Origin of the sequence: Actinokineospora diospyrosa (genome assembly GCF_024171925.1) — a bacterium.
In the GTDB taxonomy this organism is placed as follows: Bacteria; Actinomycetota; Actinomycetes; order Mycobacteriales; family Pseudonocardiaceae; genus Actinokineospora; species Actinokineospora diospyrosa.
This window is the reverse complement of the sequence record NZ_JAMTCO010000003.1, coordinates 309,532-328,420: the sequence shown is the minus strand read 5'-3', so window position 1 is coordinate 328,420 and position 18,889 is coordinate 309,532. Positions and strand designations below refer to the sequence as shown.

The 18,889-nt window shown below is 71.4% G+C and carries 2 protein-coding genes (1 of these 2 cut by a window edge); both read right to left on the bottom strand.

The window, feature by feature from the left end; translation table 11 throughout:
* On the bottom strand, positions 1 to 9,767 hold the 5' portion of the coding sequence (locus LV75_RS06130; RefSeq protein WP_253885668.1) for a type I polyketide synthase. It extends 238 nt beyond the left edge of the window; only the first 9,767 of its 10,005 coding nucleotides appear in the window; the start codon lies at positions 9,765 to 9,767; its stop codon lies beyond the left edge, outside the window.
* Complete coding sequence (locus LV75_RS06125; protein ID WP_372504143.1) at positions 9,764 to 18,865, bottom strand: type I polyketide synthase; 9,102 nt, start codon at positions 18,863 to 18,865, stop codon at positions 9,764 to 9,766. The genes LV75_RS06130 and LV75_RS06125 overlap by 4 nt, the downstream gene beginning before the upstream one ends.
* Between the last annotated feature and the right edge of the window lie 24 nt (positions 18,866 to 18,889).

The window sequence follows — 18,889 nt, the reverse complement described above, 5'->3', positions numbered from 1 at the left end:
GCCGGGGTCGGGTAGTCGAAGACCAGAGTTGTCGGCAAGCGCAGGTCGGTAGCCCCGCCGAGGTGATTGCGCAGCTCGATGGCGGTCAGCGAGCTGAAGCCCATCTCGGTGAAGCCGCGCTCCGGGGACACCGCGTCGCCGGTGGGATGGCCGAGAATCGCGGCGGCGTGGTCACGGACCAGGGAGAGCAAGATGTCCCGTTGCTCGGCGGTACTCCTACCGGCAAGCCGAGAGGCGAGATCCTGTTCTCGGCGAGCGACCGTGGGCACCAATGCGCGCAATAGGGGCGGCACATGTCCGCGCGCTCGAAGCCCCGGTAGGTCTATCCGCGCCGCGACCACGTGGGCCCGATCGGCCCCTAGCGCGGCATCGAACAGGGCCAAGCCCTCAACATCGGACAGTGCGGGCCCGGAACGGTCCGCGCCCGCTGTCATCCCGGTTTCCCGCGCCCACATCCCCCACGCGATAGAGACCGCAGCCAGGCCACGTTCACGGCGCCGGGCGGCCAGATCGTCAAGGTAGGCGTTGGCAGCGGCGTAGTTGGCTTGACCTGGTGTGCCGAAGGTAGCGGCACCGGAGGAGAACAGAACAAACTCCGCGTCGGCGAGCAAGGCGTCCAAGTTGGCTGCCGCGTCGGCCTTGGGCCGCAGTACCGAAGACAGCCGTTCTGAGGTCAGAGCCTCCAGCACGCCATCGTCGAGTACCCCTGCCGCGTGGACGACAACGTCAACAGCGTGACCGTCGAGCGCTGCGGCCAATAAGTCCCGATCGGCCGCGTCGCAAGCAATGACCTCGACGGGAACCCCCAACTCGGCGACCAAGGCAGCCGCACCCGGCGCCTCTAGGCCCCGCCTGCTCAACAGCAGCAACCGAGAGACCCGGTGCTGCTCAGCGAGGTGCCGAGCAAGCAGAGCCCCTAGCCCGCCGGTCCCACCGGTGATCAGCACCGTGCCCTCAAGCACCCGCGGCGCACCGTTGGCCCGCACCAACCGGGGCACGAACGGCGCCCCCGACCTCAGCGAGACCTCTGGCTCGTCGGGCAGCGCAGCGAGCCCCTCCACCCCATCTACCAGGACAAACCGTCCCGGGTGCTCCGCGGCGGCCGACCGCACCAGCCCGCGTCCGGCCCCCGAACCGAGGACCACAGCACGCGCGTCAGCGAACCGCGCATCGCCCAGGAACGCCTGCGAAGTACCCAGCAAGGCGTGGACGTCCAGGCCAGCCACCACGACGACCTCCGGCACCGGCATGCCCGCGTCCACGGCCTCGACCAGCGCAGCGAAGTCCGGGTGCCAGTCGATCGCCTGGACCACGCCAGCCAGGTACTCGGCCGCTCCGTCCGGGTCCGGCCCCACCACAGCCCACGACCTGGCACCGACGCCGGGCGCGGAAGGCACCCAGTCGATGGCATAGAGCAGGTCAGACGGCCGCGCGGTCAGTTGGTCGGCGGTGAGCGGCCGGAGCACGAGGCCCTCCACGGTCGCCACAGGCGAGCCGGAGCCATCGGCGATGTCCAGCCGCACCTGGTCGCCACCGCTGAGGCGAACCCGCAGGCTGGCCGCCCCTGCCGCGTGCAGCGTGACACCCGTCCATGCGAACGGCAGCCGCACTCCGCTGTCTTCGCTGTCTTCGCGTAAGGCGCCGATCCCGTGCAAGGCAGCGTCAAGCAGCGCTGGGTGCAGTCCGAACCCGTCGGCGGCAGGCCCAACAATCTCCGCGAAGACCTCTCCGTCTCCACGCCACAACGCTTGCAGCCCCTGGAAGGCTGGCCCATAGCCGTAGCCCGCATCGGCTGCGGCCGCGTAGAAGTCGCCCAATGGCACGGGGGTGGCTGACGGTGGCCACGCGTCCAGACGGGTACCGCTAACAGTGGATTCAGCCAGCGTGCCCGCCGCGTGCCTGACCCAGCTCTCACCAGATCGCGAATAGATGGCCACCGACGCCCCAGAGACGACGACCTGCACCGCGACACCGTCATCGTCCAAGACCAGCGGCGCTTCGATGGTCAGCTCAGCGAGCGACGGTAGCCCTACCTGTGCGCCCGCGTGCAAAGCCAACTCGACGAACGCCGAGCCCGGTAGAAGTACCGTCCCAAGCACGGCGTGGTCGGCCAACCACGAGCGAGACGACAACCGCCCGGTAAGCACAACATCGTCCGTCCCGGCTACCGACACAGCGGCACCCAGCAACGGATGCCCCGCCAACCCGAGTCCGACAGCCGTGACGTCGCCAGGCAGCTGCACCGGGTCTGGCCAGAACCGCGTCCGCTGGAAGGGGTACGTCGGCAGCTCTACAAACCGGCCGCGCGGCAGGACAGACGACCAGTCGACGGGAACCCCCGCCACATACGCCTCAGCGAGCGCAGTCCACCACCGTTGGAGCCCACCCTCGTCGCGCCTAAGAGTCCCCAGGACAGCGCCAGAGCCGCTCTCCAACGTCTCTTGCAGCCCAGTCGCCAACACCGGGTGCGCGCTGACCTCGACCAGCAGCGTGTGCCCGTCCCGCAGCAGCGCACGGGTGGCTTCCTCGAAGCGGACGGTTTCGCGCAGGTTGTCGTACCAGTACCGCGCGTCCATCAAGTCGGCCATCCGGTCACCGGTCACGGCGGAGTAGAACGGCAACCGCGCGACCTGCGGCGACACGGGCGCGAGATCGTGCAGCAGCCGCTGCTCGATGCGCTCCACGTGCGCCGAGTGCGACGCGTAGTCGACCGGGATCCGGCGCGCTCGCAGCCCACGCTCCTCGCAGGTCACCAAAAGCTTGTCCAGAGCGCCCGCGTCACCCGAGACCACTGTGGACAGTGGTCCGTTCACTGCGGCCACCGACAGCGGCGACCCGGCGATCAAGTCGGCGACCTCGGCCACCGGCACCGCCAGCGACACCATCCCGCCGCCACGCAGCTCCTCGGCGATGGCCCGGCTGCGCAGCGCGACAACCCGCGCTCCGTCCGCCAGGGTCAACGCCCCCGCCACGACCGCGGCCGCGATCTCGCCCTGCGAGTGCCCGACCACCGCCGAAGGCTCGACCCCCGCCGAGCGCCACAACGCCGCGAGCGACACCATCACCGCCCACAACGCGGGCTGCACGACATCGACCCGGTCCAGCCCCTCCCCGGCGAGTGCGTCCCGCAGCGACCAGTCCACGTACGGCGCCAAAGCCGCCGCGCACTCGTCGATCGCCCGCCCGAACGCCGGGACGCCCAGCAGTTCCACGGCCATCCCGGCCCACTGCGAACCCTGCCCCGGGAACACGAACGCGACCCCGCCGCGACCGGCGACACCCGTGATCGCCCCCGGCGTCCCGTTCGCGACGGCGCCCAGCCCGGCAGGTGAGAGCACCACGGCCCGGTGGTCCAGGTTCGCCCGACCAGTGGCCAGCGTCCACGCGACGTCGCCCGCAGATTCTTCCACAGTGGATAGTGAGCGCGCCAGCGACCGCAGGGCCTCGGTCGAGGTGGCCGAGAGGACCCACGGCGCGGGGCCGTCGACGGCCTCGGCGACCGGCGCCCGGTACTCCTCCAGGACCGTGTGCGCGTTGGTGCCGCTGACACCGAAGGACGACACGGCCGCGCGTCGCGGCCGCCCGTTGCTCTCCCAGGCGACAGCGGAAGTCAGCAGTTCGACCGAGCCCGACGTCCAGTCCACGTGCGGTGACGGCGAGTCGACGTGCAAGGTCGGCGGCAGCACACCGTGCCGCATGGCCTGCACCATCTTGATCACACCACCCACCCCGGCCGCTGCCTGCGAGTGCCCGATGTTGGACTTCAGCGACCCGAGCCACAGCGGCCGATCCCGCTCCTGCCCGTAGGTCGCCAACAGCGCCTGCGCCTCGATCGGGTCACCCAAGACCGTTCCCGTGCCGTGCGCTTCAACCGCGTCCACATCGGACAGGGTGAGTCCCGCGTTGGCGACGGCCTGCCGGATCACCCGCTCCTGCGACGGCCCGTTCGGCGCGGTCAAGCCGTTCGACGCGCCGTCCTGGTTCACCGCGGACCCGCGCACCACCGCCAGGACCGGGTGCCCCTTGGCGACGGCGTCCGAGAGCCGTTCGACCAACAGCAGCCCGATCCCCTCGGACCAGCCGGTCCCGTCAGCCGCCGCGGCGAACGACTTGCAGCGCCCGTCGAACGCCAACCCGCGTTGACGACTGAAATCGACGAACACGGCAGGGGTCGACAACACCGTGACCCCACCGGCGAGCGCCATGTCGCACTCCCCCGACCGCAGCGCCTGCGCGGCCAGGTGCAGGGCGACGAGGCTGCTGGAGCAGGCGGTGTCCACGGTCATCGCCGGGCCTTCCAACCCGAACGTGTAGGAGACGCGCCCAGCCAGGACGCTGCCGGAGGTCCCGGTGCCGAGGTACCCCTCGACGCCCTCCGGCAGCACGGGCATGGTCGCGGCGTAGTCGTGGTACATGAGCCCGGCGAAGACCCCGGTCTTGGTGCCACGCACGGAAGTCGGGTCAATGCCGGCGCGCTCGAAGACTTCCCAGGACGACTCCAGCATCAACCGCTGCTGCGGGTCCATCGCCAGCGCCTCACGCGGGGAGATCCCGAACAGCGATGGGTCGAACGTGTCGGCGTCGTGCACGAACCCGCCTTCGACCACATAGGACTTACCGGCCGAGTCCGGGTCCGGGTCGTAAAGCCCGTCAGAGTCCCAACCGCGGTTGGTGGGAAACGGGGTGATCGCGTCCCCGCCCGCGGCGACCAAGCGCCACAGGGCTTCCGGGCTGTCGACACCACCGGGATAACGACAACTCATGGCGACGATCGCGATCGGTTCGTCCACTGCCCGCACGGCGACGGCGGTCGTGACCGGACCGGTGACACCAAGCAGCTTCGGCAGCACGAAGTCGACCAGCGCACGCGGTGAGGGGTGGTCGAACACCAAGGTCGCGGGCAGGCGCAGGCCGGTCGCGGCGCCGAGCTGGTTGCGCAACTCCACGGCTGTCAAGGAGTCGAACCCGAGATCCTTGAACGAACTGTGCTCCGCCACCAACTCCACCGAGCCGTGTCCGAGGACAGCGGCAACCTCGGCTCGCACGACACCCAGCAACACACGGCGCCGCTCGGCGTCGCCCAGCGCGGCGAGCCGAGCCCCGAGTCCTGCGGTCGGCGCGGCTTCGGCGCGGTGGGCGCGTCCCCGGACCAGGCCACGCAACAGTGGCGGAACAACCCCGTCTAGCTGGGCTGGCAGATCGAGACGGAGAGCAACGAGGTGAGGGGCCGCGCCCGCGAGCGCCGCGTCGAACAGCGCCAAACCCTCCGCGGTGGTCAGGGCGGAACCGGCACGGGTGACGCGGGCGCGCTCGGTGTCGTCGAGTCGTCCGGTGATGCCGCTCGCCTGCTCCCACAGGCCCCATCCGACCGACACCGCGTGCGGGCGACGGCGTGCCACCGCGTCGAGAACGGCGTTCGCGGCGGCGTAGTTCGCCTGGCCGGCCGCACCGAAAGTAGCTGCCGCGGAGGAGAAGAGGACGAATGGGACGCCGTCGTCCACAAGTGCGTCTAGGTGCAGGGCGGCATGCGCTTTGGCCAGTACGGGATCGAGCCGCTCATGGGTGAGGTGCTCGACCATGCCGTCGTCCGTGCTCCCGGCCGCGTGCACGACCAGCGCGATATCACGTCCACTAAGGACCTCGCGCAGCTTCTCGAAGTCGGCCACATCGCAGGCGACGGTCTCGATTCGCGCGTCCAAGTCCGCCAGGTCGGTGGTGGCCAGCGGGCCACGGCGGCTCAACAGCAGGATGTCTTGGACGCCGTGCTGGTTCACCAGATGCCGTGCGATGATCCCGCCGAGGGTACCGGTGCCACCGGTGATCACGACCGTTCCGGCTAACCGCACCGGCTCGCGTCCGGTGTGGACCCGCACCAGCCGTGGTACGTGAACGATGCCGTCGCGCACCGCGAACTGCGGTTCATCGGTGTCCAGACCGGGGAACGGCTCCTCGGCCTCAGCCAGGACGAAACGGCCGGGATGCTCGGTCTGCGCCGCCCGCACCAAACCCCACACCGCGGCGGACTCGACGCCCTGACCGGTCAGCAAGACCAGCCGCGACTCGGCGAACCGGTCCTCGGCCAGCCACGCCTGGACCAGCGTCAACGCCCTCCCGGCCGCGGCGGCGATGCCATCGCCGCCGACCCGGACCGCGACCACCGGTGGTACGTCGCCGAGCTCGTCGAGCTCTGACACCAGCGTCCACGGAATGATCTCGCCGCCGTCGAGGCGGACCCAGTCGACCCGGAACAGGGTGTCGCGCGGGGTGGGACCTGCCTCCGCGACGGCAGCAGGCCGCAGAGTCAGTGCGTCAACGGTGATGACCGGCGCACCCGTGCCATCGGCGGCCACCAGGGACACCGTGTCCGGCCCGGCCGGGGTCAACTGGACCCGCAGTGACGTCGCACCCACCGCGTGCAGGGCGACGCCGGACCAGCTGAACGGCAACCGAACCTCAGTGCCGTCGAGAAGCCCACCGACGGCGATCGCGTGCAACGCCGAGTCGAGCAGGGCGGGGTGCACGCCGAACCGCTCGCCGTCGCCCTCCAGCGCGACCTCGGCGAACACCTCCCGACCCCGCCGCCACGCCGCCCGCAGACCTTGGAACAGCGGGCCGTACTCAAGGCCCGCGGCCTGGATCACCTCGTAGAACCCCGTGACATCAACGGGTTCAGCCTCCGCGGGTGGCCACTTTTCGAGCCCAGCGCCTCCCGCGCGAGCAGGGGCGAGTGTGCCCACGGCGTGTTGGGTCCAGCCACCGCCCTCCGGACGGGAATGCACCGCGAGCGGCCGGGTGCCGTCCGATTCGGACGGACCCACCTCGATCTGGAGCTGGAGCGCGCCTCGATCGGGTACGACCAACGGGGCGCTGAGGGTCAACTCGTCGACGACCGGACAGCCGACCTGCTCGCCCGCCCGCAGTGCGAGGTCGACGAACGCGGTTCCCGGCAGCAAGGCGGCGCCGTGGACCCGGTGCTGGAGCAGCCAGTCCTGGGTGGATGCCGACAGGCGACCCGTGAGAACGAGGCCATCGCTGCCCGCGAGCGACACCGCCGCGCCGAGCAGCGGGTGGTCGGCGCCTGCGAGGCCCGCCGCAGTGACATCGCCCGCCGCGTTGAGAGCGGGCCAGTACCGCTGGCGCTGGAAGGCGTAGGTGGGCAGCGGGATCACGCGCGCGTCCCACGGCCCGAACACGCCGGACCAGTCGAGGTCGACGCCCGCGACGTGCAGGCGCGACACCGCGCGCACCAGCGTCTCAACCCCCGGCCGCCCGGATCGCTGCACCGGCACAGCACCCGCGCCGATCAGCGCGCTCAGCACCCCGTCGGGCCCCAACTCCACGAACCGGGTCACACCGCGCTCACGCAGCCGGGTCGCCGCCGCGTGGAACCGGACCGTCGCGCGCACCTGCCGGACCCAGTACCCCGGGGTCGCGACATCGGCGTCGAGCTCCACCGTCGAGACCAGCGGGATCACCGGCGGCTGGAACACCAACCCGGCTACGACCTGGGCGAACTCGTCCAGCATCGGGTCCATCAGGTGGCTGTGGAAGGCGTGCGAGACGGTCAGCCGCTTCACCCGGCGGTGTTGTTCAACAATCCTACGTTCGAACTGTTCAACAATCCTACGATCCCCCGATACGACAAGTGAACGATCGCCGTTGACCGCAGCGAGATCCACCCCCGGGGGCAGGTCGAGCTCGGCCTCGGTGGCCTCGACGGCGAGCATGGCACCACCGGGGGCGAGCGCGGCCATCAGCCGACCGCGCGCGGCGACCAGCGTGCAGGCGTCGTCCAGCGAGAGCACCCCACCGACGTGCGCGGCCGCGATCTCGCCGATCGAGTGGCCGACGAGCAGGTCCGGCGCGAAACCCCAAGACTGCAGCAGCCGGAACAGCGCCACCTCGACCGCGAACAGCCCGGCCTGGGCGTGGTCGGTCCGGTCGAGCGTGCCCGAGTCGCCGAAGACGATCTCGCGCAGTGGCAGCCCGATGCGCTCGGCCACCGCGTCAAACGCTTGCGCGAACACCGGGTACGTCTCGTGCAGCTCCCGCCCCATCCCCGCGACCTGCGCGCCCTGCCCGGTGAACAGCGCGGCGGTCAACCCCGGCTCGACCACCCCGCGCACCACGTCCGGGCTGCTCTCGCCGGTCGCGACCGCCGCGAACCCGGCCACCGCGGCGTCCCGGTCTCCGGCCAGGACCACCGCGCGGTGCTCGAACGACTGCCGGGTCGTGGCCAACGAGAACCCGAGGTCGACCAGCTCACCCTCCACATCGGACAGGTGGTCCGCCTGCGCGGCCAACGCGGCCGCCGTGCGCCCGGACACCGGGAGCGGCACGACCGGCGGCGAGTCGGCAGCGCGGGCGGTGAGCTCGGCGACGGGGGCTTCCTCCAGGATGACGTGCGCGTTCGTCCCGCTGATCCCGAACGACGACACCCCGATCCGGCGCACCCGCTCGCCCGCGGGCCACTCGCGAGCCTCGGTCAGCAGCTCCACCGCGCCAGCCGACCAGTCCACGTGCGGGGTCGGCTCGTCGACGTGCAGGGTCCGGGGCAGCAGCTCGTGCCGCAGGGCGAGCACCATCTTGATGATGCTCGCGACCCCGGCCGCCGCCTGGGTGTGCCCGATGTTGGACTTCAGCGACCCGAGCCACAGCGGCCGGTCCCGGTCCTGCCCGTAGGTCGCCAGCAGCGCCTGCGCCTCGATGGGGTCGCCGAGCGCGGTTCCGGTGCCGTGCGCCTCGATCGCGTCGACGTCCTCCGGTGAGAGCCGCGCGTTGGCCAGGGCCGCTCGGATCACCCGCTGCTGCGCGGGCCCGTTGGGCGCCGTGAGCCCGTTCGACGCGCCGTCCTGGTTCACCGCGGACCCGCGCACCACGGCCAGCACCGGGTGTCCATTGCGGACCGCGTCGGACAACTTCTCCACGAGGATCATCGCCGCGCCCTCGGCCATCCCCATGCCGTCAGCACGTGCCGAGAAAGCCTTGCAGCGGCCGTCGGACGACAGGCCGCGCTGCCGGTTGAACTCGTGGAACCCGGTGGGGTGCGGCATGACCGTGACCCCGCCGACCAGCGCGAGCGTGCAGTCCCCCGACCGCAACGCCTGACTGGCCAGGTGCAGTGCCGTCAACGAAGACGAGCACGCGGTGTCCACAGTGACCGCCGGACCCTCAAGCCCGAGGGTGTAGGCGATGCGGCCGGACACCACGGAGGTCGCACCGCCGGTCAGCAGGTACCCCTCCGACCCGGCCATGCCCGCCTGCATGCCCGCGCCGTAGCCCTGCCCGTTCGTGCCGATGAACACCCCGGTCTGGCTGCCCCGCAACGACTTCGGGTGGATGCCCGCCCGCTCGACGACCTCCCAGGTGCCTTCCAGGACCAGCCGCTGCTGCGGGTCCATCGCCAGCGCCTCACGCGGGTTGATCCCGAAGAACCCGGGGTCGAACAACCCGGCGTCGTGCAGGAACCCGCCCTGCGCCGACTCCGTCGAGGTGTGTCCATCCGGGTGCGTCAGCGTGTCGCCTACCCACCCGCGGTCCGTCGGGAACGAACTGACCCCGTCCGCCCCGTCGACCAACATCCGCCACAGCTGCGCGGGCGAGGACACCCCGCCCGGCAGGTGGCAGCTCATGGCCACGATCGCGACCGGCTCCTGCTCGGCCGACTCGGCCGCCCGCAGCCGACCCCGGGTGTCGTGCAACTCGGCGATGACCCGACCGAGGTAGTCCCGCAGTTTGCGCTCCGCGGGGGTGCCGTTCTCGCTCATGTCAGCCCCAAGTCCTTCTCGACCAGGTCGAACAGCTCGTCGTTGGTGGCCGATCCGAGTCGGTCCAGCAGGTCGCCGCCCGCACCGTTCCCGCCCGCGCTGTTCCCGCCAGTCCTGCCCGACCCGCGGTGGGCGGCCAGCAGGGACTCCAGGCGCATGACCACCCGGACCCGGGCGATGTCGTCGTCGGAGCGGGTGGCGAGGGCCAGTTCGATGCGGTCGAGCTCGGCCATGGACGGGAGGTCGTCCGCGGTGGCCTCCGGCAGGACCAGGCCGCGCAGGTGGATGGCGAGGACCGTCGGGTTGGGTTGGTCGAAGACCAGGGTGGCGGGCAGGGTCAGCCCGGTCTCGGCGGCGAGGCGGTTGCGCAGCTCGACGGCGGTGAGCGAGTCGAAGCCGACCTCGCGGAAGGCCCGGTCGGGTTCGATCGCGGCGGAACCGGTGTGGCCGAGCACCACGGCGGCGTGCGCGCGGACCAGGTCGAGCAGGGCGCGCGAGCGTTCCACTTCGGACAGACGAGCCAACCGCGAGCGGAAGTCGGCCGCCGCTTCCGCGGGCACGACCGCGGTCGCGACGGGCAGCGCGGCCTCCGGGAGTTCAGCGAGCAGCGGGCTGGGCCGCAGCGAGGTGAACGCGGGCACGAACCGCGCCCAGTCGACCTCGGCGGCGGCGACGAAGGTGTCGCCGTGGTCGAGCGCCTGCCGCAGGGCCACCATGGCCGGGCCGGGGGTGATCAGCGGCACGCCGCGGCGCAGCATGGGTTCGACGGCGGTCAGTGCGACCATCCCGCCGCCGTCCCACGGCCCCCACGCCACCGACAGCACTGGCACGCCCTCGCTGCGCCGGTGCTCGGCGAGCGCGTCGAGGTAGGCGTTCCCCGCGGCGTACCCGCCGTGCCTGCCCACCCCCCACACGCCCGCGATGGAGGAGAAGTAGACCACCGCGTCGAGCTGGGCGGGGTCGATGAGCTCGTCGAGGTGGCGGGCCCCGGCCACCTTCGCGGTGATCAGGTGCGCCAGGTCAGCGACGCTGGTGTACTCCAGCGGCGCCAGGGTCCCCATGCCCGCGGTGTGCATGACCGTCGTGATCGGACTGTCCAGCTCGGACAGCATGTGCGCCACGTCCGCGCGGTCGGCCAGGTCGCAGGAGACGACGTCGACCCGGGCACCGAGTTGCGCCAGTTCGGCGACCAGCTCCCGCGCACCCGGCGCGTCCGGGCCGCGACGGCTGGTCAGCACCAGGTGTTCAGCGCCGTTGGCGGCCAACCACCGCGACACGTGCCCGCCGATCGCCCCGGTTCCCCCGGTCACCAGCACGGTTCCGCCGGGCCGCCACGACCGCGTCGGCGCCGCGGAGCCCGTCGCCGCCCGCACCAGTCGTCGGGCGAACGTGCCCGCGGCCCGGACCGCGAGTTGGTCCTCGTCGTCCGTGCGGACCAGCGCACCGACGAGCCTGGCGGCAGCTCGGTCATCGAAGCCGACCGGTACGTCGACCAGCCCACCCCATTGCCGGGGGTGTTCCAAACCCGCGACCCGACCGAGCCCCCACACCTGCGCCTGCGCCGGGTTCGCGGGAACCTCCCCCGTCGTCCCGACTGCTCCTTGCGTGACACACCACAGTGGAGCTATGTCCGTCTCGACCACCGCGTGCAGAAGCGACAACGTCGCCGTGAGCCCGACCGGCAGCGCCGCGTGCACGGGGTGCGGGGTCTCGTCGAGCGCCAGCAGCGACAGCACCCCATCGACCTCGTAGCCGTGCAGCTGCCGGGTGAAGGACTCCTCGGTCGGGTCGACGACAAGGACCTCAGCGCCCACCATCGCCTTGACGATCGGCGAATCGGCCACGGCCGCGCTGACCACGACCAGCCACCTACCGGTCAGCAGCGGGTCGCGCACCTCATCGACCGTGTCGACCGCGGACCAGCGGATCCGGTACCGCCAAGCATCCACAGCGGACTCTTCGCCAACCTGCCGGTGCCAGTTGGACAACGCAGGCAACAGGGACTCCACAGCCGCTGCGGGTACCCGCAGCGCTTCCGACACCGCCGCGCTGTCCTGCCGGTCGACCGCCGCCCAGAACCGTGCCTCGCCCGGGTTGCTCACCGCGGCGGGCACTTCGGTCCGCGCCTTGGGCCAGTACCGCTGGCGCTGGAAGGCATACGTGGGCAGGTCGGTGAACCGCCCGTCGAGCCGCCAATCGACCGCGACACCACGAGTGTGGGCGTCGGCGAGCGCGGTCAGCCACCGCGCTCGCCCGCCATCATCACGACGGAGTGTTCCGATGGCGGTGGCGTCCTGGACCGCGGCCGTGAGCACCGGGTGCGGGCTCGACTCGACCAGCAGCGTGTGACCATCGCGCAGCAACGCGGAGGTGGCGGCCTCGAACCGGACCGTCTCACGCAGGTTCGTGAACCAGTACTCGGCATCCAGCACAGTGGTGTCCAGGATGTCGCCGGTCACGGCGGAGTAGAACGGGATCGCACATCGTCGTGGCCTGATCCCCGCGAGCGCAGCGATGATCCGCTCGCGCAGTCGATCGACCTGGGCGGAGTGCGACGCGTAGTCGACCGGCACGCGCCGGGCCCGGATGTTGTCACCGGTCAACTCGACCAGCAGCTCGTCAAGTGCACCCGGTTCACCGGACACGACCGTCGCTTCAGGACCATTCACCGCTGCGACTGAAATCCGCTCACCCCAGCCAGCGATCCGATCCAGAACAGCGGCCTCGGGTAGCGGGATCGACACCATCCCGCCCTGCCCGGCGAGTTCTGTGATGGCCTGGCTGCGCAACGCGACAACCGTGGCGGCATCGGCGAGACTCAACGCACCCGCGACCGCGGCGGCCGCGATCTCGCCCTGGCTGTGCCCGACCACGGCGGCCGGGGTGACACCGTGGGCCTGCCACAGTGCGGCGAGCGACACCATTACCGCCCACAGCAGCGGCTGCACCACCTCGACCCGGGCCAACGCGTCCTCGTCGGCGAGCGCCTCGGTCAGCACGAAGTCGACGTGCGGAGCCAGAGCGTGGGCGCACTCAGCGAACCGGTCGGCGAACACCGGTTCGTCCAACAGGTCCAGCGCCATCCCCGCCCACTGCGACCCCTGACCGGGGAAGACGAAGGCCACCTTGGCCGCTCTCGCCTTGCCGACGGTCACCGCAGGGTGCGGGGTTCCGTCAACGAGCACGGAAAGCGCCTCGCGCAAAGAGTCCGCGGAATCAGCGACAACCACGGCCCGTTGCTCGAAACTGCTGCGCCTACCCAGGGTGTGCGCGATGTCGGGCAAAGCGTCGGTCAGGTTCGCGCGCAGTGCCTCGGCTTGCGCACGCAGGGCCTGCTCCGAGCGAGCCGACACGACGAAGGGCAGGGGCCGTCCGGGCGGTGTGGTGGCCTGCTCGGGGGAATCACTCGGGACATGCCCTGCCTCCTCGATCACGAGGTGCGCGTTAGTACCGCTGGCGCCGAAGGAAGACACACCCACGCGGCGCGGTTTCCCGGTGGTGGGCCACGTGGTGGTGTCGGTGAGCAGGTCGACCGCGCCCGCGGTCCAATCGACCTGCGTGGTGGGGGCGTCGATGTGCAGTGTCTTGGGCAGGACCCCGTGCCGCAGCGCCATGACCATCTTGATCACGCCAGCCGCTCCGGACGCCGCCTGGGTGTGCCCGAGGTTGGACTTCACCGCGCCCAGCAGCAGCGGGCGCTCGCGGTCGCGCCCGTAGGTGGCCAGCAGTGCTTGAGCCTCGATCGGGTCGCCCAGGGTCGTGCCGGTCCCGTGCGCCTCGACAGCATCCACATCGGACAGTGATAGGCCCGCGTCGGCCACCGCTTCGCGGATGACCCGTTGCTGCGACGGCCCGTTCGGCGCGGTCAGCCCGTTGGAAGCACCGTCCGAGTTGACCGCACTGCCACGGACGACGGCCAGGATCTTGCGCCCGTTGCGCTGCGCGTCCGAGAGCCGCTCGACCAGCAAGAGCCCTGCGCCCTCACCCCACCCGGTCCCGTCCGCGGCATCGGCGAACGCCTTGCACCGCCCGTCTTGGGCGAGTCCGCTCAATCGGCTGAACTCCACGAACGGGCCGGGCGTTGACATCACCGACACCCCGCCCGCAAGTGCGAGGTCACACTCGCCCGATCGCAGTGATCGGGCGGCCAAGTGCAGCGCGACCAACGAGGACGAGCACGCGGTGTCGACCGTCAACGCCGGCCCCTCGAACCCGAGGGTGTACGCGATCCGCCCGGACAGGATACTCGCGGTCGCACCCGCGAGCAGGTGCCCCTCGACGTCGTCCTCGGCGCTGAGCAACAGGTAGCTGTAGTCCTGGCCGTTGCTGCCCGCGAACACGCCGGTTCGACTCCCGCGCAAGTCGTGCGGGTCGATGCCCGCGCGTTCCACTGCCTCCCAAGCGGTTTCGAGCAGGAGCCGCTGCTGCGGGTCCATCGCGATGGCCTCGCGCGGGGAGATCCCGAAGAAGGCGGGGTCGAAATCCGCTGCCTCGTGGAGGAACCCACCCGCCTGGACGTAGGACGTGCCACCGTCAGCGTCCTCGGCGAACAGTTCCTCAAGGTCCCAGCCGCGGTCAGTGGGGAACGCGGAGATGGCTTCTTCCCCGGCCAGTAGCAGCTGCCACAAGTCTTCCGGTGTTGCGATTCCGCCGGGGAACCGGCATGCCATACCGATGATCGCGATGGGCTCGTCGGCGGCGACCCGCGCGGTGGCCTCGACCTGGCGCGTGGTGCCGGTCAGCTCGGCGGCCAGGTACTCGGCCAGGGTCGCGGGCTTCGGGTAGTCGAACACCAGCCCCGCGGTGAGGGTGAGGCCGGTCGCGGCGGCGAGCCGGTCGCGGACCTCAACGGCGGTGAGCGAGTCGATGCCCAAGTCCTTGAACGGCAACTGCGCGCCGATGTCGTCCGATCCCCGATACCCCAGGACAGCGGCGACCTCGGCGCGGACCAGGTCGAGCAGGACGCCGGTGCGGTCGCCTTCAGGCAGGTCGGCGAGGCGGGTCAGCCACTGGGCGCGCAGATCGCCCGCGTCGGCGGGGGTGGTGTCGGCAGCCTCGGGCAGATCGGCGAGCAGCCGGTTTGGGCGGGTGCTGGTGAACGCGGGGGCGAAAGTGGTCCAGTCGATGTCGGCCACGGTGAGGTCGGTTCGGCTGTCGAGAGCGCGGCCGAGCGCGGTGAGCGCTTTCGCCGGGGACATGGGGCGCAGGCCTCGGCGCAGGAGCTGGTCGTGGCTTTGGGCAGCCATACCAGCGCCCTCCCACGGTCCCCAGGCGACCGAGATCGCGGGTAAACCCTTGCCGCGCCGGGACTCCGCGAGCGCGTCGAGGTAGGCGTTCGCTGCTGCGTAGGCGCCCTGGCCTCCCCCACCCCAGGTGGCGGCAACGGAGGAGAAGTACACGAACTCGGCGTTAGGGAGGAGCTCGTCAAGCAGGGCGGCGCCCTCGACCTTGGCGCGCAAGACATCCGCGAACTCGGCAAGTCCGGTTTCGGTCAACGGAACCAGATCGCTAACCCCAGCGGCGTGGACAACAGTTCCGATCTCGTGCTCGGCGAGGAACGCAGTCACCTGCTCGCGGTCGGCCACATCCAACGCGAACTCGGCGCTACCACGGCTGGCCAAGATGACCTTCTCGGCTCCGCGCTCGGTGAGCCACTGGGCGACATGCCCGCCCAACGCGCCTGTTCCACCGGTGACCAGGACGGTTCCGCGCGGTGTCCAGGGCGCCCCCAGCGGCGGTGTCGCCCGGGTGAGGCGCCTGCCGAACACGCCGGTCGAGCGGATCGCGACCTGGTCCTCACCACTGGCGACCACGGCCAGCAGCGCGGCGGCCGCCCGGGCGTCCGGGTTGGGCATGTCGACCACGCCACCCCAGCGATCGCCCAACTCCAGGGCGGCGACACGCCCCATCCCCCAATGCTGCGCCTGGCCGGGTGCGGTAAGCCGGTCCGCGCGGCCGATCGACACGGCACCCCTGGTCACCAGCCACAGTGGAGCGTCGATGGCCGCGTCGCCGAGTGCCTGCGCCAGGATCAGGTTCGCCACCTGCCCGGCGCTCATCGGCGGGTACTCGGCGTGCGGGGCGTCGTCGTCGGCTAGCAGTGAGAGAACGGTGGTGAAGGCCATGCCCGCGATGTCGCGCAACCGCGCGGCGACCGACCAGCGGTCCACCTCCGTGCGCGCCAACGGCAACTCGACCACGTCGACGCCGTGGCCGCGCAGCGCTCGAACCGTGCTGATCACCGACTTGTCGTCGGCCTTGGCGCTGGGAACGACCACGAGCCAGGTGCCCGGCGGCCGCGGCGTCAGACCGGTGAGCGGGGTCCAGGTGGCGCGGTAGGACCAGGTGTCGACCTCGGCGCGGTCCCGGACGCCGCGGCGCCAGTCGAGCAGGGCGGGCAGGACCGCGCGGACGGCGGCCTCGTCGGTGCGCAGTGTCGCGGCGAGCGCGGTCGGGTCCGCGCGGTCGACGGTGGCCCAGAAGTCGCTGTCCCGGGTGTCGACATCCGAGGTGTCGGTGCCCCGTGCGGCGGCGAGCCAGTAGCGATCACGGCGGAAGGCGTAGGTGGGCAGGGGCACGACCCGGCCGCCCCAGGGCTCGAACACAGACCGCCAGTCGACGGGCACACCCGCGACGTGGGCGCGGGAGAGACCGGTGAGCAGCGCGTCGACCTCGTCGCGGTCCCGCCGCGAGAGCGCCACCGCCCCGTCGACCATGGCGGCGAGCACGCCATCCGGGCCGACCTCGACGAACCGGGTGACCCCGGCGGCACGCAACCACTCGACCGCGGTGGCGAAGCGCACCGGTTCCCGCACCTGCTGGGCCCAGTACTCGGCGGTGGCCTCGACCAGCAGCTCACCGGACACCGTCGACACCACGGGCAGGGTGGCCCGGCCAAAGGTGACCCCGGCCAACGCCGCCCTGAACTCGGGCAGCATCGGGTCCATCAGCCGAGAGTGGAACGCGTGCGAGACGGCGAGGTCCTTGGCCCGGCGACCTTGATCAACAATCCTGTCCTTCAACTGTTGAACAATCCTACGATCCCCCGATACGACAATTGACCGATCGGAGTTCACCGCGGCGAGGTCGATGCCCTCGGGGAGTTCGATATCCGACTCGGCGGCCTCGATGGCGAGCATGGCGCCGCCCTCGGGGAGGGCTCCCATGAGCCGGGCACGGGCGGAAACCAGGGTGCAGGCGTCGTCGAGGGTGAAGATGCCCGCGACGTGGGCGGCGGCGATCTCGCCGATGGAGTGGCCGACGAGGTAGTCGGGCCGGACGCCCCAGGACTCCAACAGCCGGAACAGCGCGACCTCGAAGGCGAAGATCGCGGGCTGGGCGTGTTCGGTGCGGTCCAGGTCGCCGAGCTCGCCGAACCTGGCCAGCACGTCGGTGTGCGCGGCGGCGAACACGGGGAACGCGGCGGCGAGCTGCTCGCCCATGCCCGCGCGCTGGGCACCCTGCCCGGTGAACAGGAAGGCGGTGCGGCCGTCGTCCGCGGTGCCGGTGACCACGGTTCCCGCCGGTCGACCAGCGGCGATGGCGCGCAACCCGTCGACGAGGCCGTCCCGGTCGGCGGCCAGCACGACCGCGCGGTGCTCGAGCGCGGCGCGCGCGGTGGCGAGGGTGTGCCCCAGGTCGAGCAGTGACCCGTCGAGCGAGCCGAGGAGTCGGTGGGCCTGCTCCCGGAGCACCTCGGGGGTGTGCGCCGACACCAGGCACGGCACCAGTGCGGGCGCGGTCCCCGCCGCGACCGGCGCCGGGTCCACACCGGACAGGATCACGTGCGCGTTGGTGCCGCTCATCCCGAACGAGGACACCCCGATCCGGCGCGGCCGGTCGACCTGGGGCCAGGCCCGCTGCGAGCTCAGCAGCCGCAGGGCGCTCCAGTCGATGTGCGGGGATGGCTCCTCGGCGTGCAGGGTCATCGGCAGCACACCGTGCCGCAGCGCCAGCACCGACTTGATCACCCCGGCGACACCCGCGGCGGCCTGGGTGTGCCCGATGTTGGACTTGATGGACCCCAACCACAGCGGCTCGTCCCGGTCCCGCCCGTACGCGGCGGCCAGCGCCTGCGCCTCGATCGGGTCGCCCAGCACGGTCCCGGTCCCGTGCGCCTCGACCGCGTCCACATCGGACGGCGTGAGGCCCGCGGCGGCGAGCGCGGCCCGGATGACCCGCTGCTGCGAAGGGCCGTTCGGGGCGGTCAGCCCGTTGGACGCGCCATCGGCATTCACAGCCGTGCCACTGACAACAGCTAAGACTTCGTACCCGCGTCGCCGGGCCTCGGAGAGTCTCGTCAACACCAGGACACCCGCGCCCTCGCCCCACCCGGTGCCGTCAGCATTAGCCGAGAACGCCTTGCACCGCCCATCGCCGGCGAGACCACCCTGGGCGCCGAACTCGCTGTAGAGACCCAGACCGGCCATCACGGTCACACCTGCGGCCAGCGCCACCGAGCACTCATCAGCCTGGAGCGCTTTGACAGCCAAGTGCAACGCGACGAGGCTGCTTGAACAGGCAGTGTCCACAGTGACCGCTGGACCTTCAAGTCCGAGCGCGTAAGCGACTCGGCCCGACACGACGCTGGCGGCGCTGCCGGTGAGCAGGTGCCCTTCGGCGCCCTCGGGCAGTTCAAGCCCGATCCCGTAGTTCGAAGCACCAGCGCCCGCGAACACCCCGGTCCGAGTCCCGCGCAGCGAAAGCGGGTCGATCCCCGCGCGCTCCAACGCCTCCCAGGCGACCTCCAGCAACACGCGCTGCTGCGGGTCCATGGTCAGCGCCTCGCGCGGGCTGATGCCGAACAGCGCGGCGTCGAACCGGTCGGCGTCGTCGAGGAAGCCACCGCGCACGGCGAGCGGGTCGGCGTCGATCCCGCGGCCGTCGGGGAACCCGGTGACCGCGTCACGGCCGTCGCGGACCAGTTCCCACAGGTCGTCGGGGGTGCGCACGCCACCGGGGTAGCGGCAGCCCATGCCGACGACGGCGACCGGTTCCCGCAGCGCGGCCAGCCGCTCGCGGGTGTCCGCGAGGTCGGCGGTAACCCGCTTCAGGTACCGCAGGAGCTTCTCGTCGTCAGCCATGTCGGGGTCCTCCACCACATCCGTCCGGGTCGGGGCTGC